Raw genomic sequence first — 24,516 nt, 5'->3', positions numbered from 1 at the left:
ATATTTATAGGTATGGGATTATGTTAAAAGAACAAAAGGAGGGTCAGATATGAGAAAAAACTTACATATAAAAAAGCTTACATCATACATGCTTATACTTTGCTTAATATTCGCATTTACAGCCTGTAAAAAAACAAGCAAAGGTGAAGTTCAGGCTGAAACAAGCGATTTCGAAATTAAAGTAGCACAAAATGTAGTTGATGTATATATGAAAGCCCTTATGAAAGAAGATTTTCAAGGTGCAAAAAAACTGTATAGCAAGGAGCTTACTCAAAAAACACAGGAAAGCGGAAAAAGCGAGCTAAAAGTAAAGGGCTACAGCATAGAGGAAACAAGCGAAATAGGAAAAACTGGATTTTTCAAAATAAAAGTTGCCAGAATGAATCTCTCAGAACCTATAGCAGCTTTAGATGAAGCAATTATTAAGGTTATAAAAGAAGGAGCAGAGTATAAGATAAATGAAGTGAAAAACGAAACGGAGAAGGAAGCTTTTCTTGAAAATCATGCACTTAGAGTAAGAAGTAAAAACAATATTAAAACAAACCTTTTAATAGACCCCAGCAGTTTTCCTCAATATATTTTTGCAAAAGATGATAAAGGAAACTTATCAAAACAGGCAGTTCCACGAAATAGTTTTTCTGTAATTAATTTCGGTTATGAAGGTGAAAGAATAGCTATTTCTACATACAATAAAGATTCTTATGCCGGAATTATAAAAATTGATGAAAGCATGGCAACTCAAGGCGGCGCTGATTCTGGCGGTTCAGAAGAAAGTGAAGGACAGCAGGGAGGAAAGTCTGGAGGACAGCAAGGGGGAGCTATGGCAAGGGAAAAGCCTATAGGCAAAGAATTAATTTCACTGGACTTATTTAAGAATGCAAAAATACAGTTTATGAGTTTTTCAATTGGAGAAAAGTTCATTGTAGTGCAGTATGAAAAGTCTGATAAGGGAAAATGCATAAGAGTCTACAATACAGACAGCGGAGAGCTTATACCTGTAAAGTTTGAAGAAAAATACCCTTATGGTAAAGTAGAAGTTGTTTTTTCTTCCTTTGATAAAGATGCTTTAAACTATGAAGTAATTCAGAAGGATATGAATGATAAAACTCTTCAAGAGCAGGCAGGGAAATATAAACTGGATTTAAAAGAGTTTAAGATTAAGAAGCTTTAACTAGACATTATAAAATGCACAGGGTAAAATTAAAGGGGGTGCCAGGTAAGGGACTGGCACCTTAGAAAAGGAGGTCCTTATGCAAAAGGATTGGGGAGGAAAAAGATATCATAGTTTAAATTATTTTTTAAGAGAAAAATTTGGAGAAAAGGTGTTTAAGATTTCCTTAGATGCTGGTTTTTCCTGTCCTAACAGAGACGGTACAATAAGCCGGGGAGGATGCGTTTTTTGCAGTGAAAGAGGCTCAGGGGACTTTGCAGGCAATAGAAATTTTTCTATAACCAGACAGTTTGAAGATATAAAGGCAATGATGAATAAAAAGTGGAAGGAAGGAAAGTATATAGCTTATTTTCAGGCTTATACCAACACTTATGCACCTGTAGATGAACTTAGGAAAAAATATGAAGAAGCTGTAAATCAGGAGGGAGTAGTGGCACTGGCTATTGCCACAAGGCCTGATTGCCTTCCATATGAGGTTTTAGATTTGTTAGAGGAACTTAGTCATAAAGTTTATGTTTGGGTGGAGCTAGGTCTTCAGACAATAAATGATAAAAGTGCCAGACTTATAAACAGAGGATATACATTAAGCACATTTGAAGAGGCTTTGGAAAAACTTCATAGCAGAAATATAGATGTTGTAGTTCATACTATTTTTGGTCTTCCTTATGAAACTAAGGAGGATATGCTATCTACAGTTAACTATGCAGCACATAAGCATATCAAGGGAATAAAGTTTCACCTTCTTCACCTAATGGAAAACACACCATTAGTTAAAATGTACGAAAAAGGGTTATTAGATTTTTTAGAGCAGGAAGAGTATATAGATTTAATCTGTACTTCTATTGCAATGCTTCCACAGGATATGGTTGTTCACAGGCTTACAGGGGATGCACCTAGAGAGCTTTTAATAGGACCTATGTGGAGCCTTAAAAAATGGGAGATACTAAATGCCATAGATAGAAAACTGATAGAAAAAGATTTATATCAGGGTTTGTACTTTTCTACAAAATCATAGATTTTCTTTTGTATAGTTTACGAATAGTTTTTGTACCGTTTACATGCTACAATAAAGACATGCTATAAGAATAATTTATTGTAGGGAGGAATTATATAATGGCAAGTTTATCATTAAAACATATTTATAAAATTTATCAGGGGAACGTAACAGCAGTTAAGGATTTCAGCTTAGATATAGACGATAAAGAGTTTATAGTTTTCGTTGGACCATCAGGATGCGGTAAGTCTACAACACTTAGAATGATAGCAGGACTTGAAGAAATATCAAAAGGGGAGCTGCATATCGGTGATAAGCTGGTTAATGATGTTGCTCCAAAGGACAGAGATATTGCAATGGTTTTCCAAAATTATGCATTATATCCACACATGAGTGTATATGACAACATGGCTTTTGGTCTTAAGTTAAGAAAGGTTCCAAAAGCTGAAATAGACAAGAAGGTTAAAGAAGCAGCTAAAATTCTTGATATAGAGCATTTACTTGACAGAAAGCCAAAGGCACTTTCCGGAGGACAAAGACAAAGAGTTGCCCTTGGTCGTGCTATAGTTAGAGAGCCAAAGGTATTCTTGATGGACGAGCCTTTATCAAACCTTGATGCTAAGTTAAGAGTACAAATGAGAACTGAGATATCCAAGCTTCATAAGAAATTACAAACTACATTTATATACGTTACTCACGATCAGACAGAAGCTATGACAATGGGTACAAGAATAGTTGTTATGAAGGATGGAGTTATCCAGCAGGTTGATACTCCACAGCACATATATGACCACCCGGCAAATATATTTGTAGCTGGATTTATTGGTTCACCACAGATGAACTTTATAGATGCTAAGGTTGAAGAAGTAAACGGACAAATAGTTCTTGTTTTTGGAGAAGATAGAGTAACTCTTCCAGCAGAAAAAGGTGCTGTTGTTAAAAAGGAAGGTTATGTAGGAAAAGAAGTTATAATGGGAATAAGACCAGAAAATATTGATGACAATGAAGAGTTCATAGCTAAGCATCCAAATTCTGTAGTAACAGCAGCAGTTGAAGTTACAGAGCTTATGGGAGCTGAAACTTATATCTACCTTTCAAAAGGAAAATCAAACATTACAGCAAGAGTAAATGGAAGTTCAAAAGCTAAGGCTGGAGATAAATTAAAAATTGCATTAGATGAAACTAGAATACATGTATTTGATAAAGAAACAGAAAAAACAGTTGTATAGTTTAGGGGCGTGAAGATTTAATGTATACTTTCCAAAGCTTTCTGCAAGACTTAATTAGCAGTACAGGTATAAAATTTAATCTGATATTTGAAGATGGAAATTTTAAGTATTCAGGATTAGAAGGTGTGGAAAGCTCGGAAATTACTTCATCAATAATGAATTTAGGCACATCAAGGGTAATCTTAGAAATTTTAAAGTGTGAAGAAAACTGTACAGCTCTTTTAAGATATACTATTGAAAATAAATATAGGGAAATTTTTTCCATGAGAGAGCAGGCTATTATTGAAGTTTTGGAAGGAAAAGAAGCTTCAGCTGAGTCTTTAGGAAAAGATATTTCATTTATATCAAAAGGCTGCACCTTGTTTTTAATAAACGTGGATGGAAGCAGATTTGAAGCTTTAAATATTGTAAGGCAGCTTTACAGTCAGGGAGAAACTATAAGCTTCATATACAAAAACTGCATAGTTTTATTAGGTTATTTTGAGGATATAGATGAGCATGCACAAAGTATAAAAGAGTCTATTGTGTCTGATTTATACTGCAAGTGCTATGTAAGCTATAGAAATCCAATCAGCAATATAAAAGATATTAAGAAAGCCTATGATGAAGCTTTAGAATGTTTTGCTCTGCGTAAAAACTTTGGACTTAAAGAAGAGATTTTCTTTTATGATAAGGTGCTTTTTGAAAAAATAGTTTACAATATAAATCCTCAGGTTAAAGGTGAGCTTTTTAACAGATTCAAAGATAAATTCAATTCTTTCGACAGTGAAATTATAAATACTATAGAGGAATTTGTAAACTGCGATCTTAATGTAAGTGATGCTGCAAGAAAGCTATACGTGCACAGAAACACACTTATATACAGGCTTGATAAAATAACTAAAGAAACAGGTTTTGATATAAGAAACTTTAGAGAAGCAGCTGTGTTTATAATTGCTTTTCTTATCTGGAAGGAAAATAAAACTTTATAATAAAAAACTTTTCAGACTCTTTTTAGGGTTTGGAAAGTTTTTTATTTTTTTGAGCAAATTAAAATAGTTACTATTGAAAATTTAATAAGAATATTTTGCCAGGAAAATATAAATAATATTTTAAAGAAGTAAATTAAGGCTAAGTAAAAGAATACAAGAGGGGATAAAGCATGGGAAATATAAACTTCAATTTAACAAGGTCACTTAAGGAAAATCTGAAGTTTTTAAAAGAGTTCTTTAAAAATGATAATGCAATAAAATTCAGAGAGTTTGAAAATAAATATAACAGCAATTTAAAATACTGTATCATATATGCCGATGGAATGGTAAATAAGCAGCTTGTTAATGAACACATAATAGAGAGGTTAATGAATATTAACATCAGCAGTTTAAATGTAGGGGGAGTGGTTTCACCTGACAATATACTAGAGATAATAATTAAAAAAATTATTATTTCTGCAGAAGTAAACAGGAAAAAAGATATAAACGAATTAACATGGGATATGCTGTATGGAGATACACTTCTTTTAATAGATGGTTTTGATGAAGGCTTAATAATAGATACTAAAGGCTGGCCGGTAAGAGCACTAACTGAATCTTCAACAGAAAAAGTAATTAAGGGGTCAAGAGAAGCTTTTACTGAAAGCATTATGACCAACACAACTTTAATAAGAAGAAGAGTGAAAAATCCCAGCCTTAAATTTATTTTCAGTGAAGTTGGTACAGAGACTAAAACAAAAATATGCGTAACTTATATAGAAGGCATAGCTAATGAAGAAATTCTTAAGGAACTTAATAAAAGGCTTCAAAATATTAATATTGACGGTATATTAGAGTCTCAGTATATTCAGGAATTTATACAAGACTCTCCGTTATCTCTTTTTGATACAATAGGAACTACGGAAAGTCCTGATATAGTTGCAGCAAAGCTTTTAGAAGGAAGAATTGGCGTAATATGCGACGGTACTCCATTTGTTCTTCTGCTGCCTTTTATATTCTTAGAGTATTTCGATATATACGAAGATTATTATCTTAACTATATATTTGGTACCTACAATAGATTGGTTAGAATGCTTGCATTTTTTATGACAATAAGTGTACCAGCTTTATATATATCAGTAGTATGCTTTCATCAGGAGCTTATACCAACCTCTCTTTTAATAAGCATATATACCGCAAGACTAGGCATACCTTTTCCTACAGTGTTGGAAAATTTAATTATGCTTACTGGTTTTTCTGTGCTTAGAGAAGCAGGAGTCAGACTGCCAAGACCTATAGGGCAGGCGGTGAGTATAGTTGGTGCCTTAATTCTTGGGGATGCAGCGGTAAATGCAAGAATTGTAAGTGCTCCTATAGTTATAGTAGTGGCTACAACGGGAATTGCTTCTTTTATTGTTCCTAAAATGATAGGAGCCTGTATAATGGTAAGATATATATTTATTGTTTTAGCTTCTTTTTTAGGACTTTACGGCTATATCTTCGGAGTAATGGGGTTATTTCTTTACCTCATGTCCATGAGGTCTTTTGGAGTTCCATATATGTTAAATACAGCAAGTATTAAGTCTGAAGATTTAAAAGACACTGCAATAAGAGCACCTTGGGTTTACATGAATTTTAGAAACAAATTGATTACTAGAAATAGAAAGAGGCAGAAACAAATAAATTCTGAGAAAAGAGGCTAAGTAAATGAGATTATTAAAAAAATTTCTAGCTTTAGCTCTTGTAATAATTAATGTATTTATATGCACTTCCTGCTGGGACTATAAAGATGTTGAAAAGTATAATATTGTGATAGGATGTGCTGTTGATAAAGACAATAGAGATAATCAGTATGTTATTACACTTGAACTTATAAAGCCTAAACCTCAGGAAAAAGAACTGCAGTCTGAGCTTTCTGAAAGTAAAGGAAGTACCATTTTAGAAGCTATAAGAAACGCAATATCCAAAATGGGAAAAAAAGGATATTGGGCTCATACTACTATGCTTATTTTCAGTGAGAAGGTTATTTCTGAAGATATTACTACTGTTATGGATCTTTTTTACAGAGGTGCAGAGATTAGAGGAGATGTACTGATTTTAATTTCAAAAGAAGAAACAGCGAAGGAAATTTTACAGATTAATCATTCTATAAAAGAAATCAGAACAGATAGGTTAGAGTATATTGTTGACAATCAGAAAAGTTCACCTAAGTATCCAAAAACTCGATTAATAAATATTGTTGCAAATTTAGCCTCTAAAGATACTGCAATGTTAGTACCCATTGTAAATATAAAAAAATCAGATGATAAATTTGAACCTGAAATCAGCGGCAGTGCTGTTTTAAAATATGACAAGATAACAGGATATTTAAATGGCGAAGAAACCCAGTATTCACTGATGGTAGAAGATAAACTGAAGAGCGGTCTCATTGTAGTTCAAAACATTGCAGATACGAAAAACAATATAACCTTTGAAATACTTGATAATAAAACAAAAGTAAAACCTGTATTTTCTAACGGAGAAATTACAATGAAGGTAGATGTTGACACTACTGTTAATATATCTGAATTAAACGGAAACTTAGACTTTTCCAAAGAAGACATAGAAGAAATGATAAAACGGGAAGGAGAAAAGGTTATAAAGGCAAGGCTGGAAAGTATAATAAAAAAGCTTCAAAATGAATATAAAAGCGATGTTTTTGGTTTTGGAAAAAAAGTAGAAATAAAAAATCCGAAGCTTTGGAAAAAGTTAAAGGAAAATTGGTCTGAAGAATTTTCAAGCCTGCCGGTGGAAGTTAATGTAGACTTAAATATAAAAGGAAGCGTACTGGCTTCTAAACCTATGAAAGGAGGAAAATAAAGTTTGAATGTACTGCTGGTTTTATTAATTTATTTTATAATAATGTTTATTGAAATAGCTTACCTCCTTAAGAAAAAAGAAAAGAAACAGATTATAGTATATGTTATATTTATGCTTATAGCTTTAACTTGCAGTATAAATATTAGGATTGGAACCAGCATTCCAAGTATAGCATCTATCACGACAAAGCTTATTTTACCTATATTAAAGAAAATACAGGAGATAAAAATATGAACAAAGAAGTAATTTCTGATAAACAAGGTATAACTTTAGTAATACTTTTTATACTTGGAAGTACTCTTGTAGTATGCTCAGGAGGAGAGGCTAAAAAAGATATGTGGCTTGCAAATATTATAGGAATTTTATTAACTTTTCCTATAGTGCTTATATATGCAAAGCTTCTTTCCATGTTTCCTGGAAAAGATATTTTTGACATATCAATAATGGTTTTAGGTAGACTACTCGGCAGAATAGTTAATATACTATTTATCTGGTTTGCAATACATTTAGGAGCATTGGTTTTGTCTAATTTTTCTGAATTTATAAGCATTGTTGGACTTCAAGAAACTCCTAGTGTTGCACCGATGGCGTGTATTATGATTTTATCTGCTTGGGGAGTAAAGGCAGGCATTGAAGTAATAGGAAGATGGGCAGAATTTTTTTTTAGTGTTCTCATGATTATAATAATTTTTCAAGAATTATTATGTATACAAAATATTAATATTGTTAATATTCTGCCTGTATTGGAAGAGGGTATAAAACCTGTAATTAAAGGAGCACTTTCAGCATTTGCGTTTCCCTTTGCAGAAACAGTTATATTTATTATGGTTTTTTCCTCCTTAAAGGATAAAAAATCACCTTTTAAAAGTTATATAGTAGGTTTAATCATAGGAGGAATATTATTAACAGTTATATCCTTTATAAATACTCTTGTATTGGGAGATTATATTATATCACTTAACTATTTTCCAAGTTATGCTGCAATTAAAACAATAAATATTACTGAATTTCTTCAGAGACTGGAGTCAGTTCTGGCTATTACATTTTTGATTGCAGGTTTTATTAAAATAAGCATGTGTCTTTTAGGTGCTTCAAAAGGCATTTCTAAATTGTTTAATTTCAAAGACTACAGGTTTATTGTAGTGCCTATTGCACTGATTATTTTAAATGTAGAATTTCTTGTTTATAAAAATATGATGGAATTAAACAGATGGGTAGAACAGGTATATTTTTACTATGCCTTTATATTTCAGGTGATTTTACCTGTTGTAATTTTTATTGTCGCTAAAATAAAACTGCGCAAAAGCAGCGGGGAGATAAGAGTATGAACAAAGAAGTGATTTCCAATAAACAAGGTATGGTTCTTTTGATTTTATTTATACAAGGCAGTACAGTAGTGGTAGGTACAGGCGGGGAAGCTAAAAAAGATGTGTGGCTTGCTATTATTATAGGAATGATTTTATCTTTTCCTATGCTGTTTATTTATGCAAAGCTTATTTCAATGTTTCCTGGAAAAGATATTTTCGATATATCTGTATTGGTTTTAGGAAAGTTATTCGGAACAGTTGCTAATATACTATTTATCTGGTTTGCAATACATGTAGGTTCATTAGCACTTAATAATTTTGCAGATTTTGTAAATAATATTGGACTTCCAAGGACTCCTAGAGAGGTGATGATGGCATGTATTATGTTCTTATGTATTTGGGGTGTAAAGGAAGGTATTGAAGTGCTCGGAAGATGGGCAGAGTTTCTTTTTAATTTTCTTAATATTATGTTATTTCTTACCATTACATTGTCTATACAAAACATTAATATAAATAAAATACTGCCTATAATGGAAAATGGTGTAAAGCCCCTTATCACTGGGGCGTTTTCCGCATTTTCTTTTCCTTTTGCAGAGACGGTTATATTTACTATGATTTTTTCTTCTTTAAAAGATAAAAAAGCTGTATTTAAAACTTATATGATGGGGGTAATTATTACAGGATTAATGATTTTTACCTTAGCAATTAGAAATGTGATGGTTTTAGGGGAATACGTAATTTCAATAAGTTTTTATGCCGGCTATATTACAGTTTCATTAATAAATATAGCTAATTTTTTGCAGAGATTGGAGTCGGTAGTTTCTATTGCATTTTTAATTACATGTACAATAAAAATAAGTATTTGTCTCTTTGGTGCTTCAAAAGGTGTTTCCAAATTATTTAATTTTAAAGATTATAGATTTATTGTAGTGCCTATAGCATTGATAATTTATAATTTAGGCTTTTTGGTAGTTGATGACATAATGGAATTAAAAAAATGGTCATCTCAGATAGCACCATATTATAAAATACCTTTTGAAATTATTTTACCTGTTATTATTTTTATTGCAGCTAAAATTAAATATAAAAAGATAAATATTTATAATTCACAAAGTACTTAAAAATTATTAAGTAAATTAATTTAATAATTATGAAAAAGCTTGTCTATTTCTGTGGATAATAATGTGAATTTTCTGAATAATTTTTGATTTAAAGAAGTTAAGAATTAGAAATTTATCTATAACTTACCTTGAATTAATGAATAAATATGTTTATTTGACATAAAATATAAAAAATTGAAATGCTATGAGGTTTTTTATGAAACTATTTAACGTGTTATTTGGTGGAAATAGTACTCAATCTAATACTGCAGAAAACAATACGCTTAATAAACAGTCAATTCCTTTAAACACTAATTTAAAGGATAGTATGCAATATATCTTAAATACATTAGGAAACAGTTATGATGTTTCAGTAAGAATATTTGTTGTTGGCAAAAATATTAAAATTAAAATGGGGGTTATTTATGTAGAAGGTCTTGTTGATAAGGCTGTTATTCAGCACTTTATATTGGAATCTTTAATGCTTGAAACAAAGAAAACCAGCATTGAGCAGCAGATTACCTCCCCGCAGAATTTAGCACAGATAGTGCGAGATATAATTATGCCTGCAGCTGGAATGAAATTTGTGAAAGATTATGAACAATTATTTGATTATTTATTATATGGATATACTATTGTATTTATTGATGGCTGGGGACAAGCGATAGCAGTTAACTCTAAAGGGGCGAAGTCACGCAGTATAGAAGAGCCTACATCTCAAACCGTAATCAGAGGTCCAAAGGAAGGGTTTACAGAGAATTTAGGTACTAACACTGCTCTTATCCGCAGAAAAATTAAAAATCCTAATCTATGGATTGAAAGCAAATTTATCGGCAGGCAAACAAAAACTGAGGTTGCTGTTGCTTATATTAAAGGTATTGCGGATGATAAAGTAGTTAAGGAAGTTCACAGCCGATTAAACAAAATTAATATAGATTCAATTTTGGAGAGCGGATATATTGAAGAACTTATTCACGATGAACCTTATTCGCCATTTCCAACAGTATTTAATACAGAAAGGCCGGATACTATAGCGTCGGGTTTACTTGAGGGAAGGATTGCTATATTTGTAGATGGAACACCTTTTGTCCTGCTAGTACCAGCACTGTTTGTTCAATTTTTTCATGTCAGCGAAGATTATTACAATCAGTTTATTATAGGAAGCATGACTAGGGTTTTAAGATATTTCAGTTTTTTTCTTGCATTGCTTGTTCCTTCTTTATATGTAGCTGTAACTACCTTTCATCAGGAAATGATTCCAGCTACACTTCTTATTAATATTGCAGCACAAAGAGAAGGGGTACCTCTGCCCGTTGCTTTAGAAGCTTTAATAATGGAAATTACATTTGAAATATTAAGAGAAGCAGGGGTAAGAATGCCAAGAGCAGTAGGGCCTGCTATTTCTATTGTAGGAGCTCTTGTACTTGGGGAATCTGCAGTAAAAGCTGGTGTGGTTTCACCTATTACCGTAATAATTGTATCAATTACTGCTATTTGCAGCTTTATATTCCCTGCATTTAACATGGCTATATCTGTAAGAATACTTAGATTTATATTTTTGCTTTTAAGTGCAACTTTTGGATTATACGGTATTGCCTTGGGACTTATTGTTATGGTGCTTCACTTATGCAGTTTACGATCCTTTGGCGTACCATATTTATCACCTATGTCGCCATTTGTAATACAAGACCAGAAAGACAGCATACTTCATTTTCCGATACATAAATTATGGTCTAGACCTAAGTTTATAAGTAAAAACAATATAATAAGACAGAAAGACAGCGGGCCGAAGAAACCTGAGTAGAAGTAAAGGAGTTTCACATGAAAAAAATATGGTTTGCAATATGTACACTTATATTTTTTATTATACTTTGTACTGGCTGCAAAGGTAAAAGAGAAATAAATGAATTAGCTATTGCTACAGCCATTGGGATAGATAAAAATGACAATCAATATAGAGTTACTGTTCAAGTGCTAAATCCCAGTGAAGTAGCTACAGAAAAGGCAGGCGGGGGCGGTTCAGCTGTTACAACCTACAGCACTAACGGCTATACTTTATTTGAAGCACTTCGCAGAGTTACTATGCAGTCTTCCCGCAGAATATACGTATCTCATATTCAAATTGTTATTTTTGGACAGGAGATTGCAGAAGACGGAATAGGAGAAACTTTAGACTTTCTTTCAAGAGACCATGAAATGAGAGCTAATATGTATATGCTCGTTGCAAAAGATAAAAAGGCAGAAGATGCATTAAAGGTATTAACTCCTCTTGAAAAAATTCCAGCAAGTAAAATATTTTCATCTTTGGAGAAGGAAGAGAATTCATGGCCTGCATCAGCTTCAGTAAAATTAGACGAACTTATAAGTACAACAGTAAGTGAAGGTAAAAATCCTGTGCTGGCAGGTGTTGTTGTTAAAGGAAAACTGGAAGCTGGAAAGGACAATAAAAATATACAAAGAATAGAGCCGGAGGCTGTCTTAGACTTAGATGGCATTGCTGTTTTAAAAAAGGATAAACTTATTGGATGGCTTAACGAAAGAGAAGGTATTGCATATAATCTGGCTGTAAATAAAGTTAAAAATACTGTTATAACATTAAGCTGTATTGATGAGGGAAAGTTAACAATTGAAATGAACAAGATTAAATCTAAAATTAAATGCAGTATAAAAGACGGTTCTCCAAAAGGCAGCATTGATATTAAAGTGGAGGGAAATGTAGGAGAAGTAGAATGCAAGATTGATTTAACAAAGCCAGAAAGTATTGAAAAAATACAAAATGACTTGGAAAATGAAATAAAACAGAGAATAGAGGGTGTTTTGGAAAAAACTCAGAAGGATTTACAATGCGATATTTTTGGTTTTGGGGAAGCTTTACATCGTTCTAATCCTAAGCAGTGGAAAACTTTAAAAAATAATTGGGATGAAAAATTCGCTGATCTGCCAATAGATGTAAAGGTTCACTGTGAAGTCAAGAGATTAGGAACTACTATAAACCCTGTCTTAAAGAAGGAAAAGGAGTAGTTTTATGATATTAGTTATAATATTTATTACTATTGCTGCGGTTATAATTGAAACACCTTATTTAATCCGAAAAAATTATAAAAAAGAGCTTTTAACTTTTGCTGTTTTATTAATTGTGGGAGATACACTATTTATTATGAAAAGCTTAAATAAGGAAATAGGTAATCCTTTTGACTATCTTTCAATGTTTTATAAGTGGTTTACTAACCTTTTATTAAAATTGTTTAAGTTTTAAGATAAGGAGAAAGGCTATGAAGGATGGCGGAAAAATCAGCCAAAATCAAATAAGAACTTTGATTATATTAAGTATTGCTGGGACAGCGATGCTAGATATGCCTGGAACATTAGCTTTGGAAATAAAACAGGATGCCTGGATTGCTGCAGTAATAGGAGTAATAGGCGGAGTATTTATTGCAAATTTATATAATCGTCTGGCAGCTCAGATGTCAAATATGACTTTAATGGAATATAGTGAAAAAGTAATGGGAAAATGGTTAGGAGCTTTGTTTTCAATATTTTTTTTAATATTTCTCGTTTTAAACTGTTCTAGAATAGTTTATATGGTAGGTAATTTCATGACTACTCAAATTATGCCTGAAACTTCTATGCTTATGATGAATGTGCTAATTCTTATTCCTGCAGTTATTGGAACAAGATTAGGGCTTGAGCCTATTGCCCGTTCAGCAGAAGTATTTTTTCCCTGGATACTTACAGGTTTTATTTTAATGGCTGTTTTTGCTTTTTTAGATATTAAATTAATAAATATACAGCCTATATTTGAAAGCGGAGTAAAGCCTGTATTATGGTCTGTAATATTATTTGAAAGTTTTACTAATCTTACGGTTATTGTTTTTCTTATGTTTTATCCAGTATGTGCAGGTAATTTAAAGGAAGCTGGGCGTGCTTTTTCAAGCGGAGTACTTATAGCTGGAATTATGATAATGATTCAGACAATATTGTGCATTTTATCATTAGAGCCTTATGGAACTGTACATAATGTGTATCCTAGCTATATATTAGCAAAAAATATTACTGTAGGAAGGCAGATTGAGAGGTTAGAATCTATTATTGCTATGGTATGGATAATATCTATATATTATAAGATAAATTTATATTTTTATGCAGCAGCCTTAGGTATAACTCAGATTTTTAAGCTTAGAGATTATAAATCATTAACAATCCCTTTAGCTATTCTTGTTGTTTATTTTTCTTTAATTATTTATCCTAATAGTGTTTATTACAGAAATTGGGATACTACTACATGGGTGTCTCATATATTAACAAACGGACTTTTTATTCCGGTGTTATTATTAATACTTGGGAAAGTTACAAATAAGAAAAAGGAGAATACTAACAATGGAGAAGGCTAAAATCAGTTTAAAACAATTTTTTGCTATTATCGTTTTGTTTGAGCTGGGCAGCGCAGTTGTTGTTGGTTTGGGAATGAAAGCAGGGCAGGCAGCCTGGCTTGCTATAATAGTAGGAATGCTTGCGGGGCTTATACTATTTAAAGTATACGGATATCTTTATAATAATTATACTGATTTGAGCCTTACTGGATATATTAAAAAGCTTCTTGGTCCGTACCTAGGTTTTGTTGTTTCTCTTGCTTATATTACTTACTTTATGTATATTGCTTCTCGTGTTTTAAGGGATTTCAGCGAATTAATTGTAGTTGTCGCTTTACCAAATGTTTCAACATTATTTGTAAGTTTTTCAATGCTTACAGTTATTGCCTATGGAAATTATTTAGGTATTGAAGTTCTCGGCAGGGCGGGAGAAATATGCTTTGTAATAGTAATGAGTTTTATATTGTTTTTTATTATTATTATTTTTGGAGCAAAATTGCCCAAAATAGAAAATCTTTTGCCGATAATTGATTATGGTACATGGAAAAAGGTTTTTTCTACTGCTTTTCCCTTAACATTAACTTTTCCTTTTGGAGAAATGATTGTATTTACAATGTTTCTTCCTAATGTGAAAAATAAAGATAAAGTGATAAAAACAGGATTGTCTGCAATGCTGTTTAGCGGCATAATTTTAAGTATAGTAATTGCTTTAAATATTAGTGTTATTGGTGCTCATTTAGCTGGAATTTCTACCTTTCCGTTTTTAAAGACCTTATCTAAAGTAGCAATTGGAGAGTTTTTGCAAAGGTTAGATTCTATAGCAATATTTTTGCTTATTCTTGGAGTTTTTTTTAAAATCTCTATTTTCTTTTATGCTTCGCTATTAGGAATATCAGATTTAATAAAAGTAAAAGATTTACGATTTTTAATTATACCTGTTTTTATAATAATACTTATAGCAAATTTTAAGATAGCTGAAAATATAGTAGAGCATCTGGAAATTGGATTGGAAAAAGTACCTTTATATATCCACATTCCTCTTCAGATTGGAATACCTTTACTTCTTGCTTTTTTAACTTACATTAAAAGGAAATTTATTAAAGGATAGTGTGGTGTTTCAGGCACTATCCTTTAATAATCTTCTTAATATCTTTTTACATTAGCAGCCATAGGTCCTTTTTTGCCTTCAACTATCTCGAATTGAACTTCCTGACCTCCTTCTAACTGCTCATCCATTGCAATACCTGAATGGTGAACGAATATATCTTCTCCGCCGTCTTGTGCTATGAAGCCAAAACCAAGCCTTGGGTCAAACCATTTAACTATACCAGTTTGCATGTTATTCCTCCTCATATGCTGAATATGTTATTTCAATTTTATTATGCAACAGAAGGCATATAAACATACAAGCAATTATTTACTGATTTAAAGAAAAGCCTCCAAGCTTGTATATAAAGCTTGGAGGCAGAAACGTTGAATTTATATTACTTGAAAAATTATAAATTTTAAATAGTAAGATTCATCAGAGTTCCATAGTATAGGATGGTCAGCAGCCTGAGTTCTGAATTCCACTTGTCTTAGTGTTCTTTTAGCATCTTTTGCTGCATCTTTTATAGTTTCTCTGAAAAGTTCTTCCTTCATAAAGTGAGAGCAGGAACAGGTTACAAAGAAGCCGCCGGGTTTAACCATTTTAAGTCCTCTTAAATTTATATCCTTATATCCTCGTACAGCACCTTTTACTGTTTCTCTTGATTTTGTGAAAGCAGGAGGATCTAATATTACTACATCAAATTTTCTTCCTTCCTTTGACCATTCTGTAAGTACATCAAAAGCATTATGGCATTCAAATTTTACTCTATTAGAAAGTCCGTTAAGCTCTGCATTTTTTGTAGCAAAATCTACTGCGTGCTGGGATATATCAATTCCTAAAACAGATTTTGCCCCGGCAATGCCTGCATTTAGGGCAAAGGAACCAGTATGGGTGAAACAGTCTAAAACTTCTGCATTTTTACAGATTTTATGTATAGCTGCTCTGTTTTCTTTTTGGTCTAAAAAGAAACCGGTTTTTTGGCCGTTTTCTATATCTACATAATATTTAACTCCATTTTCAACTATTTGTATCATAGTATCAAAAGGCTCAGTCAAAAAACCTTTAGTCTGCTCCATGCCTTCAAGCTCACGGACAGCAGCATCACTTCTCTCAAAAACTCCTTTGGCACCATATTCATCTACAAGAATTTTAACCAAGATGTTCTTATATTTATCTATGCCTAAGGCTAAACTTTGAATAACGTAGTAATCCTCAAATTTGTCTATAATAAGTCCAGGAAGAAAATCAGCTTCTCCAAAAACAAATCTGCAGCTGCTTGTATCTATAACTTTTTTTCTATACTCCCAGGCATCTTTAAGCCTTCTTCTAAAAAAATCTTCATCTATTTCTTCGTTTATATCTCTAGTCATTATTCTTATAGCAATTTTGGAAACATCATTAATATAGCCTTTTCCTATAAAATCATGTTTAAAATTATATACTTCAACTATATCTCCATTTGTATACTCGCCGTCATATTCATCTATCTCATCGGTAAAAATCCAAGGATGACCGCTTTCTGCCTTTCTGCCTTTTCCTTTATGTAAATAAAATTTACAAGCCATTTAAAACACTCCCTTAGCTTAATTAATCCATTATGTAGTATACCACATTCAGATAATATTAGTACAAGGAATGATTTAAAATAACTACTAATTAAATCTTAAACTTATTGACTTGCTCTAACATATTTTTTGTCATGTTATTTAACTTTTCAGAGGAGTGGGCTACTCCTTCTGTATTTGCTATAGGGGCGTAGCCAACATATTTACGTACACCTCACAAGTATATATGGAAAGTTAATTTTAATTGTTAATTTAATATTTAACAAAATAATGTTTAAAATTTAACAAAAAACTATTGAAATGTAATGAACATCATGTTATATTCAATATGTAATTGATGACAGGTTTAGAATGTCATATATACATAAAACGCCGTATTTATCAGGCTTATACATGCAGATTGATTTTGAAATCAAATTTGCTTGTGAAATTTATCGTTAAAAATATAATAAAGGAGTTGGGAAAATGGCTAAAATAATATCAGCTGCTGAAGCAGCACAATTAATTAAAGATGGATCTACTGTAGCTGCAAGTGGTTTTGGTTTGTCTTGCTGGGCAGAAGAAATGGGAATAGCAATTAAGGAACGTTTTATTGAAACAGGGCATCCAAGGGATTTGACAATCGTGCATTCTACAGCTGTAGGTAATAGAAAAGAAAAAGGGATGAGTCATCTAGGTATTGAAGGGCTTGTTAAACGTTGGATCGGAGGTATAGCAATAGCTTCTCCTGGTATGGCAAAGTTAATCGAAGAAAATAAATGTGAAGCTTATAATCTTCCACAGGGGGTAATCACACAGCTTTATAGAGAAATCGCTGCTAAAAGACCAGGGGTTATTACTAAAGTAGGAATAGGTACTTTTGTAGATCCAAGAGTTGAAGGTGGAAAAATGTCACCAAGAACTACAGAGGATATTGTAAAAGTAGTTGAATTTGAAGGTGAAGAGTGGTTATTCTATAAAGCCTTCCCAATCAACGTAGGATTAATTAGGGGAACAGTTGCTGACGAGAACGGTAACTTGACTATGGAAAAAGAAGGTCTATTAATGGAAGTACTTCCGATTGCTCAAGCTGCTAAAAACTCAGGAGGTATAGTTATTGCACAGGTAGAAAGTATAGCAGCAGCTAATACTTTAAATCCAAAGGCAGTTAAAGTACCAGGAATATTGATCGATTATATAGTAGTAGCAAAACCAGAAAATCATTTCCAAACGGAAGTAACTAAATATAATCCGGCATTTTCAGGTGAACTTAGAGTACCTGTAAAGAGTATTTCAGCTCTACCGCTTGATGAAAGAAAGGTTATAGCACGTAGGTCAGCTATGGAGCTTCAACCAAATGCTGTATTAAATCTTGGTGTTGGCATACCAGCTAATGTAGGTAGTGTAGTTGCTGAAGAAGGTGCTGAAGATCAAGTAATGTTCACCACAGAAGCTGGAAGTATTGGTGGAGTTTCAGCTGGAGGTGGAGACTTTGGTCACGCATATAATAGCCAGGCTATCGTAGATCATCATGCTCAGTTTGATTTTTATGATGGTGGCGGATTAGATCTATCTGTTCTTGGTTTAGCGCAAACTGATGAATATGGAAATGTAAATGTAAGTAAATTTGGTACAAGAGTTACAGGCTGCGGTGGATTTATAAATATTTCTCAATCAGCTAAAAAGCTTATATTCGCTGGAACATTTACAGCAGGTGGTTTAGAAGTTGAAGTTAAAGATGGAAAACTTAAAATCCTTAAGGAAGGAAAGGCAAAGAAGTTTTTAAAGCATGTACAGCAAATAACTTTCAGTGGAAAATATGCTTCTAAAATAAATCAATATGTTCTTTATGTTACAGAGAGAGCAGTATTTAAATTAATTGATGGTAAGATGACATTAATTGAAATAGCTCCTGGTATTGATTTACAAAAAGATATTTTAGATCAAATGGATTTTGTTCCTGAAATATCTAAGGATCTAAAGGTTATGGACGAAGGTATCTTTAGTGAAAAATGGGGCAAGCTTAAAGGAATACTAGAAGAAAGGAAGTGTAATTAATGGATAAAAAAATTAATCGTAACTTAGTGCTTTTTGCTTCAGTAATGGTAAATCTTTGTGTTGGTGCAGTATATGCTTTCAGCGTATTTGCAGGTCCTCTAGGTGCAAAATTTGGATGGTCCAGAGCAGTTGTAATGATGGCGTTTACTGTTAACTCAGCAATATCACCAATTCCAATGATTTTAGGCGGAAAGTTATTAGATAGAGGTCTTGCAAAGTATTCTATTATAATTGGCGGAGCGATGTTTGGCTTAGGCTTTATTTTAACATCAATGGCTCAGACACCAATGCAGTTATATATATTCTATGGAGTAATTGCAGGATTTGGACAAGGTATAGCTTACTCAGGAACTATAGGAAATACAGTAAAGTTGTTCCCAGATAAGAGGGGACTAGCTGCTGGTATTGTTACTGCTGGATTCGGTGGTGCTACTATTATAGCTGCTCCAATCGTAAATCGTCTGATTGAAAGCAGTGGAGTATTATCAGCCTTTAAAATAATGGGAATAGCTTATTTAATAATAACAGTAGCATTTGGATCATTGATAACTGCTGCTCCTGCTGGATATAAGCCAGAAGGTTGGAATCCACCAGTTATAAATAATGCAGGACAGAAAGCAAATGTTAATTTTAATTGGACTGAAATGATACGTACTCCAAAGTTTTATATCATATTATCAATGTTTACAATTGGTGCTTTATCTGGAATGATGATAACTTCAAATGCTTCAGTTATTGGACAAAAAATGTTTGGTTTAACTGCAGCAGTAGCAGCGGTATATGTAAGTTTATACTCATTTAGTAACTGTCTTGGCCGTGTGTTCTGGGGAGCAGTATCTGACAAGTATGGCAGATACAATGCGTTAATATGCATTTATACAGTAGTTGCGGTAATGCTGTTAGTTATGGCTAACGCAGGTTCAAAGACAGGTTTTGCAATATCAATTATAGGTATTGGATTGTGTTTTGGTGGAACCTTAGGTATATTCCCTTCTATAGTATCAGAAAAGTTTGGTATGAAATTCTATGGTATTAACTATGGTATCACCTTTATTGGTTATTCCATGGCAGGTTTTTTTGGACCAAGACTCGCAGTTCAAGTGGCAGAAGCTAATAACGGTAATTTTACAAAAGCCTTTTATATAGCTTTAGTATTAAGTTTAGCAGGGGTAATTTTAACATTATTATTTAAATCAGTTGAGAAAAAAGAGCAGAAAATAAAAGTTAATGAAAATATAGCATAATATTTCAGGAGGAATTTTTAATGAGTATAGCAAGATTACTTAACATTAAATATCCAATTTTCCAAGGAGGAATGGCTCAAATTGCTTTAGCAGAATTAGCAGCTGCTGTATCTAACGCTGGTGGATTAGGTATTATTGCAGCAGGCGGATTTAGTGCAGATCGTTTACGTGAAGAGATTCGCAAGTGTAAGACTTTAACAGATAAGCCTTTTGGAGTAAACATTATGTTAATGGCTCCAAACCGTGAAGAATTAGCTGACGTAATTGTAGAAGAAGGTGTAAAAGTAGTTACAACTGGAGCTGGCTCTCCTGCACCTTTTATGAAGAAGTGGAAAGAGGCTGGAATAAAAGTTATACCTGTAGTTCCATCTGTTAAATTAGCAAAAAAAGTTGAACAATTAGGGGTAGATGCAGTAATAGCTGAAGGAACTGAATCTGGTGGACATGTTGGTGAAACAACAACAATGGCTCTTGTACCACAAGTAGTTGATGCAGTTTCAATCCCTGTAATAGCTGCAGGCGGTATTGGTGATGGAAGAGGAGTAGCAGCAGCTTTTGCACTAGGTGCACAAGGAGTTCAGGTTGGAACACGTTTCTTAGCAACAGAAGAGTGTCCTACACATGAAAACTTCAAAAAAGCAGTAGTTAATGCTTCAGATGAAGATACCCTTGTAACGGGCAGAAGCATAGGTGGTCCTGTGAGAAGCATTAAAAATAAGATGACTTTAAAGTATTTAGAGTTAGAAAGTAGAAAAGCATCAAGAGATGAGCTAGAAGAATTAGCATTGGGTTCTTTACGTAAAGCAGTTCTTGATGGAGATACAGAGAACGGTTCTGTAATGGCTGGACAGATCTGTGGGTTAATAACTGAGATTACAACAGTTGAGAAAGTTATTACTTCAATGTTTGAAGAAGCAAAGGAAGTTTGTAAGAATCTTAATGTAGGTTCATTAGTTTAAAGTTATTTATCCATTGTTTTCTGTATTTAGGATATTGTTAAATATTGTAGGGATTTTCCTTGTATTAGGGAAGTCCCTATAATTTTTTTGTTCATTTATATTTGGATTTTTAGCCTGCATTTCTCAGCAAAATCTAAAGGAGTGGAAAAAACTGAAGGATAAATGGGATGAAATATTTCCAGAGGTTAAGGTTTCGGTTTCTGTGGATTTTGTTATAAGACGAACTGGAATGACAGGTGCACCGATACAGCTTAAGGAAAGTGAAGTGAAAAAGAAATAATTATCTAAGTTAGCTGCAGAAATATTAATAAACTACTGAAATTTCCTTTGACATAGACAGTATAGATATTTTAAACTATACTATGTGTAATCAGATGGACTATGGAGAAGGAGAGAATTGGATGAGCATACTAACGGTTAAGAATATGAGCCACGGTTTTGGAGATAGAGCAATATTTGAAGATGTATCCTTCAGATTGTTAAAGGGGGAGCACGTTGGTTTTATAGGAGCAAATGGAGAAGGTAAATCTACCTTTATGAATATAATAACAGGAAAGTTAATGCCTGACGAAGGAGTAATTGAATGGTCTAATAAAGTCAGAGTAGGTTACATGGATCAGCATGCGGTACTTCAGAGCGGACAGACTATAAGAGACATTTTAAAAAGTGCTTTTCAATATTTATTTGATGCAGAAGCTGAAATGAATGAGCTTTATGGAAAAATGGGAGATGTTTCTCCTGAAGAGCTTGAGAAAATGCTTGAAAGAACAGCAGTAATTCAGGATATGCTTGACCATAATGGTTTTTATGTTATAGATGCAAAAATCGAAGAAACTGCCAGAGGCTTAGGACTTTTAGATGTTGGACTGGATAAAGACGTTACTGATTTAAGCGGAGGACAAAGAACAAAGGTTTTACTTGCAAAGCTTTTACTTGAAACTCCTGATATATTACTTTTAGACGAGCCTACAAACTACTTAGATGAGGCTCATATTGAGTGGCTTAAGAGATTTTTAAATGATTACGAAAATGCTTTTATACTAATATCCCATGATATACCATTTTTAAATTCAGTAATTAATCTTATTTATCATGTGGAAAATAAGCAGCTTACAAGATATGTTGGAAACTATGAAGAGTTTGAAAGAGTATACGAAGCTAAAAAGAGGCAGTTAGAGCAGGCCTATGAAAGACAGCAGGCAGAAATTGCAAGATTAGAGGACTTTGTTGCAAGAAACAAGGCTAATGTAGCAACAGCTAACATGGCAAAATCAAGACAAAAGAAGCTTGATAAAATGGAAAGAATTGAGCTTGTTAAAGAAAAACCAAAGCCGGTATTTAACTTTAAACAAGCTAGAGCTTCAGGAAAGGTCATATTTGAAACTAGAGATTTGGTTATAGGTTATGACCACCCGCTTACAAAGCCAATTAATCTTTATATGGAAAGAGGACAAAAAATTGCTTTAGTAGGCTCTAACGGATTAGGAAAGACTACACTTCTTAAAAGCTTAATGGGATTAATAAAACCAATAAGCGGAGAAGTTCAGCTTGGAGATTATCAGCACATTGGATATTTTGAGCAGGAAAGCAGAGAAGGAAACACTAATACATGTATTGAAGAATTCTGGAAGGACTTCCCTGGATATACTCAGTACGAGGTTCGTGCTGCTCTTGCAAAATGCGGTCTTACTACAAAACATATTGAAAGTATGGTAATGGTCTTATCAGGAGGAGAAGCAGCTAAAGTCAGACTTGCAAAGCTGATAAATACTGAAACAAATATATTAATTTTAGACGAGCCTACAAACCATTTGGATGTAGATGCAAAAGATGAGCTTAAAAGAGCATTGAAGGAATACAAAGGTTCTATACTGCTAGTCTGTCACGAGCCTGAGTTTTATAGAGATGTGGTTACTGAAGTTTGGAACTGTGAAGAATGGACAACTAAAATTATTTAATATAGTTAAGAGGACGTTTCCTGTGGTGTAAATATATATGCCCAAGGAAGCGTCCTTTTTATTTATTTGTTAATTTTTCCAAATATGCCACAGGGCATTATTTGTACCTCTGGCAAATACGTCAGTTCTGTTAGGGCCCCAGGATACAGCAGCAGGGTCAGAGGTTAAAGTTCCTCCAATATTTTGCCAGTCACTCCAGCGAGAACCGTTCCAGTTTCGAGTAATTAATTGATTATTTGCACCTCTGGCAAAAACTTCAAGTCTATTTGCGGCTCTTGAAGAAACAGCAGGTGCAGAGGTTATATTGCCTCCAAGGTCTTCCCAGCTACTCCAGCGAGAGCCGTCCCACCACTTATGATATAGTCGGTTTCCTTGGCCTCTTGCAAATACGTCGATTCTGTTTGATCCCCAGGAAACAGCAGCAGGAGAAGAAGTTAAAGTACCCCCAAGGAATTCCCAATCGCTCCAGCGAGAGCCATCCCACCATTTATGATAAAGAGCATTGTCGGTTCCTCTTACAAAGGTGTCAATTCTGTTTGGAGCCCAAGAGGCAGCAGCAGGTGCCGAGGTTAAAACTCCGCCGAGACTTTCCCAATCGCTCCAGCGAGAACCGTTCCACCATTTGTGCCACATTGCATTATCTGTACCTCTGCCAAATACATCAATTCTGTTTGGTCCCCAGGAAACAGCAGCAGGTGCGGAAGTTAATATACCGCCAAGGTTTTCCCAATCACTCCAGCGAGAACCGTCCCACCACTTATGATAAAGAGCATTATCTCTGCCGGCTGCAAAAGTATCAAGCCTATTAGGTGCCCAGGAAGAAACGCCAGGAGCAGAATTTAGATATCCTCCAAGGTCTTCCCAGCGGCTCCATTCTCTGTCGGGTTGTGGAGGAGGAGCAGTCATGTTTCTTAGAGTGAATTCTATTACATCTTTAAAGATGCGGTTAGCTACGCTGCTTGGAACACCTGCAGAACGAAGTGTTAAGAAAATCCATCTTTGCTGCCTTCTAAAATCGTCAAATATTGCGTTAGTTTTCTGATTTATATTTCCTGTATGTTTTGAAGCATTATCTAGTGTAAAGGATATAGCTGCTCTGAACATGAGGTTAATAGTTGTTCTGTTTACTCCATATCTTTGTAATTCTCTAAAAAGGTCAGGGCGTTCATTACTGAGAAGTCTGAATATCCTGTTTATTTCCTGCTGAGAAGCTCTTGTATCCTCAAAAAATTCATCATCTTCATTGAAAGAATCCAAGCTATCAAGGTCATCTAAACTTTCGAAATTGTCAAAATCGTTAAGTTCATCAATGTCGTCGAAATCTTCAATATCCTCAATATTTCTGAATTCGTAATATGTTCTCATTTGATTAACTGAGTGAGGACATACAGTAGGCTGTATGAAAAAAGGACAATATATTGGCTTGTTATACATTAAAACACCTCCAAATCTTATCAATTACAGTTTATGATAATATATTGGAAGTGTTACAACTAAAGTTCATTTTCACCATTAGAATTAAAATTTTTATTATCCATATCAGCATGTGTTTCTGTATCTTTAATATCTTTAAGTTTTTTAATTGTTTCTTTTAGTTCAGTATTTTGCTTATTAAGCAGCATAATATGTCTTCGGTATTGAGTAATTTGGTTGGAATAATAGGCGTAAATAATAAAGCAAAGA

General features: G+C 33.4%; 23 protein-coding genes. 19 read left to right on the top strand and 4 right to left on the bottom strand.

The genetic code is table 11. The features are described from left to right. Positions 1 to 49 precede the first annotated feature (49 nt). The 14 genes from M2651_RS00590 (at position 50) to M2651_RS00525 (ending at position 15,088) form a co-directional block, all read left to right on the top strand. Entirely contained in the window at positions 50 to 1,171 is a 1,122-nt protein-coding gene (locus M2651_RS00590; RefSeq protein WP_252130383.1) for a hypothetical protein, read from the top strand. Between the two features lie 79 nt (positions 1,172 to 1,250). After that, positions 1,251 to 2,186 (top strand): tRNA modification radical SAM protein MnmL/YtqA, encoded by a 936-nt coding sequence (gene mnmL / locus M2651_RS00585; protein ID WP_252130382.1) that lies wholly within the window; start codon positions 1,251 to 1,253, stop codon positions 2,184 to 2,186. A gap of 98 nt (positions 2,187 to 2,284) precedes the next feature. Then, complete coding sequence (locus M2651_RS00580) at positions 2,285 to 3,394, top strand: ABC transporter ATP-binding protein (protein WP_252130381.1); 1,110 nt, start codon at positions 2,285 to 2,287, stop codon at positions 3,392 to 3,394. Between the two features lie 20 nt (positions 3,395 to 3,414). Then, on the top strand, positions 3,415 to 4,365 hold the full coding sequence (locus M2651_RS00575; protein ID WP_252130380.1) for a PucR family transcriptional regulator: 951 nt from the start codon (positions 3,415 to 3,417) through the stop codon (positions 4,363 to 4,365). A 170-nt stretch (positions 4,366 to 4,535) separates the two neighbouring features. After that, positions 4,536 to 6,047: a spore germination protein gene (locus tag M2651_RS00570; protein WP_252130379.1), complete on the top strand. Its 1,512-nt coding sequence runs from the start codon at positions 4,536 to 4,538 to the stop codon at positions 6,045 to 6,047. A 4-nt stretch (positions 6,048 to 6,051) separates the two neighbouring features. Next, positions 6,052 to 7,203 (top strand): Ger(x)C family spore germination protein, encoded by a 1,152-nt coding sequence (locus M2651_RS00565; RefSeq protein ID WP_252130378.1) that lies wholly within the window; start codon positions 6,052 to 6,054, stop codon positions 7,201 to 7,203. A gap of 3 nt (positions 7,204 to 7,206) precedes the next feature. Then, entirely contained in the window at positions 7,207 to 7,437 is a 231-nt protein-coding gene (locus M2651_RS00560; protein WP_252130377.1) for a hypothetical protein, read from the top strand. After that, positions 7,434 to 8,531, top strand: coding sequence for a GerAB/ArcD/ProY family transporter (locus M2651_RS00555; RefSeq protein WP_252130376.1), 1,098 nt, complete (start codon positions 7,434 to 7,436; stop codon positions 8,529 to 8,531). Before M2651_RS00560 ends, M2651_RS00555 begins: the two co-directional genes overlap by 4 nt. Then, on the top strand, positions 8,528 to 9,631 hold the full coding sequence (locus tag M2651_RS00550) for a GerAB/ArcD/ProY family transporter (RefSeq protein WP_252130375.1): 1,104 nt from the start codon (positions 8,528 to 8,530) through the stop codon (positions 9,629 to 9,631). Before M2651_RS00555 ends, M2651_RS00550 begins: the two co-directional genes overlap by 4 nt. A gap of 196 nt (positions 9,632 to 9,827) precedes the next feature. Then, positions 9,828 to 11,414, top strand: coding sequence for a spore germination protein (locus M2651_RS00545; RefSeq protein WP_252130374.1), 1,587 nt, complete (start codon positions 9,828 to 9,830; stop codon positions 11,412 to 11,414). A gap of 17 nt (positions 11,415 to 11,431) precedes the next feature. Further along, the gene (locus M2651_RS00540; RefSeq protein ID WP_252130373.1) at positions 11,432 to 12,631 is read left to right on the top strand and encodes a Ger(x)C family spore germination protein; all 1,200 of its coding nucleotides are present in this window, start codon (positions 11,432 to 11,434) and stop codon (positions 12,629 to 12,631) included. A 4-nt stretch (positions 12,632 to 12,635) separates the two neighbouring features. Next, a complete protein-coding gene (locus M2651_RS00535) occupies positions 12,636 to 12,866 on the top strand; it encodes a hypothetical protein (protein WP_252130372.1) in 231 nt (76 codons plus the stop codon). Between the two features lie 16 nt (positions 12,867 to 12,882). Beyond that, positions 12,883 to 14,001, top strand: coding sequence for a GerAB/ArcD/ProY family transporter (locus M2651_RS00530; RefSeq protein WP_252130371.1), 1,119 nt, complete (start codon positions 12,883 to 12,885; stop codon positions 13,999 to 14,001). Continuing rightward, entirely contained in the window at positions 13,988 to 15,088 is a 1,101-nt protein-coding gene (locus M2651_RS00525) for a GerAB/ArcD/ProY family transporter (RefSeq protein ID WP_252130370.1), read from the top strand. Before M2651_RS00530 ends, M2651_RS00525 begins: the two co-directional genes overlap by 14 nt. Before the next feature lie 35 nt (positions 15,089 to 15,123). On the opposite strand, the gene M2651_RS00520 is transcribed toward M2651_RS00525, so the two are convergent. Both M2651_RS00520 and M2651_RS00515 read right to left on the bottom strand, forming a co-directional pair. Continuing rightward, complete coding sequence (locus tag M2651_RS00520) at positions 15,124 to 15,318, bottom strand: cold-shock protein (RefSeq protein ID WP_252130369.1); 195 nt, start codon at positions 15,316 to 15,318, stop codon at positions 15,124 to 15,126. 141 nt (positions 15,319 to 15,459) lie between these two features. Then, positions 15,460 to 16,635 carry a class I SAM-dependent rRNA methyltransferase gene (locus M2651_RS00515; protein ID WP_252130368.1) on the bottom strand — a complete coding sequence of 392 codons (1,176 nt, stop codon included), beginning with the start codon at positions 16,633 to 16,635 and terminating at the stop codon, positions 15,460 to 15,462. Between the two features lie 465 nt (positions 16,636 to 17,100). On the opposite strand from M2651_RS00515, the gene M2651_RS00510 reads away from it, so the two are divergent. The 5 genes from M2651_RS00510 to M2651_RS00495 all read left to right on the top strand — a co-directional run bounded on the left by M2651_RS00510 (position 17,101) and on the right by M2651_RS00495 (position 22,833). Continuing rightward, on the top strand, positions 17,101 to 18,672 hold the full coding sequence (locus M2651_RS00510) for an acyl CoA:acetate/3-ketoacid CoA transferase (protein ID WP_252130367.1): 1,572 nt from the start codon (positions 17,101 to 17,103) through the stop codon (positions 18,670 to 18,672). Continuing rightward, positions 18,672 to 19,916, top strand: a complete 1,245-nt coding sequence (locus M2651_RS00505) for an L-lactate MFS transporter (protein ID WP_252130366.1) — start codon at positions 18,672 to 18,674, stop codon at positions 19,914 to 19,916. Before M2651_RS00510 ends, M2651_RS00505 begins: the two co-directional genes overlap by 1 nt. A gap of 20 nt (positions 19,917 to 19,936) precedes the next feature. Beyond that, positions 19,937 to 20,875 carry an enoyl-[acyl-carrier-protein] reductase FabK gene (gene fabK / locus M2651_RS00500; protein WP_252130365.1) on the top strand — a complete coding sequence of 313 codons (939 nt, stop codon included), beginning with the start codon at positions 19,937 to 19,939 and terminating at the stop codon, positions 20,873 to 20,875. 97 nt (positions 20,876 to 20,972) lie between these two features. After that, on the top strand, positions 20,973 to 21,155 hold the full coding sequence (locus M2651_RS14385; RefSeq protein ID WP_350338270.1) for a Ger(x)C family spore germination C-terminal domain-containing protein: 183 nt from the start codon (positions 20,973 to 20,975) through the stop codon (positions 21,153 to 21,155). Between the two features lie 121 nt (positions 21,156 to 21,276). Continuing rightward, entirely contained in the window at positions 21,277 to 22,833 is a 1,557-nt protein-coding gene (locus M2651_RS00495; RefSeq protein ID WP_252130364.1) for an ABC-F family ATP-binding cassette domain-containing protein, read from the top strand. 69 nt (positions 22,834 to 22,902) lie between these two features. Here the strand turns inward: M2651_RS00495 and M2651_RS14505 are convergent, their stop codons facing one another. Then, the gene (locus M2651_RS14505; protein ID WP_491524968.1) at positions 22,903 to 24,198 is read right to left on the bottom strand and encodes a PLL family lectin; all 1,296 of its coding nucleotides are present in this window, start codon (positions 24,196 to 24,198) and stop codon (positions 22,903 to 22,905) included. 128 nt (positions 24,199 to 24,326) lie between these two features. Then, the gene (locus M2651_RS14280) at positions 24,327 to 24,455 is read right to left on the bottom strand and encodes a hypothetical protein (RefSeq protein WP_286207894.1); all 129 of its coding nucleotides are present in this window, start codon (positions 24,453 to 24,455) and stop codon (positions 24,327 to 24,329) included. Positions 24,456 to 24,516 lie beyond the last annotated feature (61 nt).

Source organism: Clostridium caldaquaticum (genome assembly GCF_023806125.1).
GTDB classification, from domain to species: Bacteria; Bacillota; Clostridia; order Clostridiales; family Clostridiaceae; genus Clostridium_AT; species Clostridium_AT caldaquaticum.
Note: the sequence above shows the minus strand (reverse complement) of the source record. Positions and strands in the feature narration are given on the sequence as shown.